Origin of the sequence: Microcoleus sp. LEGE 07076, assembly GCF_015207455.1 — a bacterium.
Lineage (GTDB): Bacteria > Cyanobacteriota > Cyanobacteriia > Cyanobacteriales > Microcoleaceae > Microcoleus.
Window position 1 is genome coordinate 1 of sequence record NZ_JADEWV010000335.1, and the last position, 4,463, is coordinate 4,463.

At 48.9% G+C, this 4,463-nt stretch carries 3 protein-coding genes; 1 reads left to right on the forward strand and 2 read right to left on the reverse strand.

What is annotated here, in order from left to right:
• Positions 1 to 1,509 (forward strand): bifunctional lysylphosphatidylglycerol flippase/synthetase MprF (locus IQ270_RS28510; RefSeq protein WP_193976488.1); only part of this gene is annotated, 1,509 nt, incomplete at its 5' end.
• A 91-nt stretch (positions 1,510 to 1,600) separates the two neighbouring features.
• Here the strand turns inward: IQ270_RS28510 and IQ270_RS28515 are convergent.
• Positions 1,601 to 2,827 (reverse strand): glycosyltransferase family 4 protein, encoded by a 1,227-nt coding sequence (locus IQ270_RS28515; RefSeq protein WP_193976489.1) that lies wholly within the window; start codon positions 2,825 to 2,827, stop codon positions 1,601 to 1,603.
• 25 nt (positions 2,828 to 2,852) lie between these two features.
• Positions 2,853 to 4,421: an MFS transporter gene (locus IQ270_RS28520; RefSeq protein ID WP_193976490.1), complete on the reverse strand. Its 1,569-nt coding sequence runs from the start codon at positions 4,419 to 4,421 to the stop codon at positions 2,853 to 2,855.
• Positions 4,422 to 4,463: the final 42 nt, after the last annotated feature.

Here is a 4,463-nt window from a genome sequence, read left to right on the forward strand (position 1 = left end):
GTTATCGGATTTATGCTGCTAACTTTGGCGACTAATTTGTTGCGGCGAAAGCGGATTGCTTGGCTGCTGACGGTAGGACTGTTAATTGTTTCTATTGTAATTCATTTAGTTAAGGGATTGGATGTTGAAGAAAGTTTGCTTTCTGGGGTGCTGCTGTTTCAATTGTTGGTGATGCGGAAGACATTTAGCGCTCAATCCGATCGCTCTTCAATTGCTCAAGGAATTCGGGTTTTGCTAGGCGCTTTGCTGTTTACACTCGCTTACGGTACGGCTGGTTTTTACATACTGGACGGGCGTTTTGAAGTTAACGAACGAGCGGTTAATTTCGATTGGGACGGTGCTGTATTCCAGACTTTCGCTATGTTTTTTACGGCGGATAATGCGGGGTTGGTTCCGAAAACTCGGTTTGCTAACTTTTTTGCAGATTCGATTTATGCTGTGGGTGCGGTAACGCTTGGCTACGCGCTTTTGATGCTGCTGCGGCCGGTGCTGCTGCGAGATTCGGCAAGTATTTCGGAACGCAATAAAGCTAAAGAAACTGTAGCAGAATACGGGCGGACATCGCTAGGGAGACTGGCGCTGCTTGATGATAAATCTTATTATTTTAGTTTTTCGGGCAAAAGTACGATCGCCTACGTGCCCAAAGGTAGAGGTGCGATCGCCCTCGGAGACCCCATCGGGCCGACTGAAGACCGCAAAGAGGCGATTTTGGGGTTTCAAGAATTTTGCGATCGCAATGATTGGTATCCAGCATTTTATCAAACTTTGCCCGACAATCTAGAAATGTATTATACTCTCGGTTTTCGAGCGGTGCAAATTGGCGAAGCAGCTATTGTCAATCTCAAAACTTTTACTCTCAAAGGTAAGGCCAATCAAAATTTGAGAACTGCAATCAACCGACTGACAAAAGCCGGCCATCAATTCAAATTTTACGAACCTCCTTTAAGCGGGGAATTGATGGGGCAAATGAAATCTGTTAGCGACGAGTGGCTGCAAATGGTTCATGGTGCCGAAAAACAGTTTTCTGTCGGTTGGTTTGACGAGACATATTTGCAGGAAACTTGCGTCGCAGCCATTCACACTCCCGACGGAAAAATCAGTGCTTTTGCTAATACGATCTCGGTGGGAAATGACGTTGTTGGAGTTGATTTAATGCGCCGCCGTAATGAGGTGGAAAATGGCACGATGGAGTGTTTGTTTGCTTCGATGTTGCAGCACTGTCAAGAGTTGGGCTATGCAGAATTTGATTTGGGTTTGTCGGCTTTGGCTGGTGTGGGAGAAGCTGAGAAGTCCGGGCGGTTGGAAAAGGTGTTGATTTATCTTTCGGAACACTTGAGCAAGTTTTATAATTTTAAGGGATTGCACAGTTTTAAAGATAAGTTTGGGCCGCGCTGGGAACCGCGTTATTTGGTTTATCCGAGTTTGGGGAGTTTGCCGGATGTTGTGGTTGCTTTGATTCGGGCCGATTCGGGCGATCGACTTTGGGACTATTTGCGCCCGGGAAGTTAGAAAAAATTGGTTTGTAGTGAGGAATGCGAGTCCTCCGATTTATCAGGACTCGCATTCCTCATTACAAACCTTTTGTGCCTCAATTTTCTAATTATGCTAAACCGCGAAGCGGCACGCGCTGCTTCTGCAAAACCTCTGAGTACAGCTTTTCTAACTCAGTAATATTCTGACTGAGAGTGTACCGCTCGATCGCCCGCTGCCGTGCTTTTTGACCCAGTAGCGCTGCAAACTCGGAATGATCGCAAAACAGCGGTAGCAAAGTTTGCAACTGACTCCGCACCCGCTGAGTGTTCAAAACTATCCCCGCTCCTTCCTCCAAGGCTTCGCCGTCGGCACCCGCATCCGTTGCCAAACAAGCTAAACCGCAGGCCATCGCTTCCAGCAGCGACAGCGACAGTCCCTCCACCAAAGAAGGCAAAATAAATACATCTGCACCCCGCAGAATTTCGATCCGGCGCTCCTCCTCAGCAACAAATCCGAGCCACACGATACCCTCTTCTTCGCCGTAGGACAGTTGCAACGAGGCTGCCAGGGGCCCGTCACCCACGACGGCCAACACGTTGCCAGGGCCAAAATTGCACTCTTTCCAAGCCTTCAGCAAAGCCTCCACATTCTTCTCCGGCGCAATCCGGCCTTGGTAGACAAAAATTCGATCGGCCTTTAACTCCGACTTCAACGCCGAAGGCCCGGGAGAATACTTCGTCGCGTCTACTCCGTTGGGAATCACGGCTACCCGTTCTTGCGGTACTCCCAACTTCATCAAAATTTCCCGCTGAATGTAAGAAAAGACGATCGTCGAGTCGTAGTGAGCCAAAAACGGAGCGTAGAGTTGATACATCAGGTGTTGGGTTCCCGATGTCAAATTCCGCAATTTGCGATCGAACGGCGGGTGAAAAGTCGCCACCAAAGGCAAATTCAATTCTTGACAAATTTCCGGCAGCAGAAAATCTAGAGGCGAAAGCGTCAGGGAAGCGTGAACAACATCGGGTTTGAGCCGCCGCAAAGATTTCATCAACACGGTGCGGGATTTGAGAGTCGGAATCGTATAAATTTGCGATTTGTAGTGACAGGGTAAAGAAACTTCGTTGCAACTCGCCGGCGAGAGCGAATTGCTAAATGAAGTTTGAGCAATGGAAGCTCCCCATTTCCCATTTGCCATGCTCCACGCCGTATTGTTCCTGTCCGGCGGGCCCGCTGCTTGGGCAAAGTGCAGGAAACTTACCTGGTATCCTCGGTCTAACAGTGCGTTGGTGACTTCCCTGGAGTAAGTTACGTTACCGCAAAAAGGTGATTTTTTTCCTAGCCAAGCGATGTGCATTCGAGTAAATCAGAGTTTGTTATTTTTAGATTCGATCGACTTTGCTATTAGTGCTACGGGAAATATACCAGGTTAAGACACCGCCTGCGAGCGCCAATCCTGCCAAAGCCAAAAATACTGTCGGTAAACCCAGAAATGTTTCGGCTACTCCCGCCAAAGCTAACGGTAAACTCAAAGCGATATTAGTGGCATTGTTTTGCAGCCCGAAGACTTTTCCCCGCATTTCTTCTGGGGTTTCTGATTGAATTGTCGTCTGCATCGGCACTCCTACCAAGGAAGCAAATAAACCCAACAGGGTAATAAAAAGCACCGAGATCCACAAATGGTGTGTAAATGCAGAAAGGCCCAGCAGAGCAAGTGCCATGCCAACAGATCCGATTAAACTCAGTTGGGAATGAGAAAATTTGTGACCGAGATAGCCGACTGTCGTCGCCCCAGCAGCCATTCCCACGCCCACCGCAGCCAGCAAAAAACCAAATTGCGACGCTTTCATACCGGGCAGAATTTCTGCTAGCCGCACCGCTAGAACTGCTAAGGCTGCAAAAATCGAAAATAGAATAATTAGTTGAATTAAAGCATTGCGGACTTTCGGTTGATCGTTGATGTAACGCAGCCCGTCTTTTAAATCTGCTAGGGGATGCGGCGGTTCGTGTTCGCCTTCGCTTTTTTCGCCTGTTTTCATTGACAGCAACAGCACTCCGGCGAAGGCATAACTTCCCCCTACTACTATTTCTTTGCCGATGCCGAGTCCGCCGCCGAGGTTGGTAAATATGGTGTCGGCTAAAGCTAGTAAGGGTTCTCCGACTGCGAAGCCGATAATCACCGAACCCATCATGGTTGTGGTGTAGAGCGAGTTTGCCGATAGTAGGTGGCGGCGTTCCACAATTAACGGAATTACTGACTGTTCTGCTGGGGCGAAAAATTGAGTTAGTGTCGAAACTAGGAATGTTACTAGCAGCAGCAAGCAGAATCCGAGCGGCAGTTGACCGAGTTCAAAACCGTCTGAGAGCCACAGCAGCAGGGGTAATGTTAATACGAAGCCTCCCCGCAGCAGGTTTGTGGCTACGAGCACGGCTTTTTTTGACCAGCGATCGACATACACGCCCGCGGCGGCACCGAACAGCACTGCGGGTATGGTAAAGGCGATCATGATTGCTGATACCCATCTGCTGATGGTTTGGTCTGCTGCTTGAAAGCGGCTGGCTACCAGGGCGATCGTCAGTACGAGATAAACTTTATCTGCTAGTTGGGAGAAAATTTGCCCGCTCCACAGTGCTAGAAAGTTGCGGTTTTTGAGAACTGGCCAAAATCCTGTTTGTGTTTCGGGAGTTTCGGTAAGTGCTTCGGATATCTCTGCTGTTGGCTCTGCTGTTGGCTCCCCGACGGTTGCGGGTTGTTGACTGTTACTTTTGTTCCAGTCTGTTTCGGGATTTGCGGGATATTTATCCATTTCTGGGTCTTGGGCGTTGCTCCATTGTCGATCGGCCAAGACGGGTTCAGACTGAAAATCTGGAAAATTTTCTCGTTCTTCCATTTTGTAGTGGGTCGCAGCTAAAACAGATCTTCTCAAATCAGAATCGGACAGTCGCATCATAGGATTGGGGGGTGGATCGCCAGGGATGGCCGAGGTTGGGGG

Excerpts from the sequence above, each read along its gene's own strand:
- IQ270_RS28515 (WP_193976489.1), bottom strand. The coding sequence starts at position 2,827 with ATGCACATCGCTTGGCTAGGAAAAAAATCACCTTTTTGCGGTAACGTA.
- IQ270_RS28520 (WP_193976490.1), bottom strand. The coding sequence starts at position 4,421 with ATGATGCGACTGTCCGATTCTGATTTGAGAAGATCTGTTTTAGCTGCG.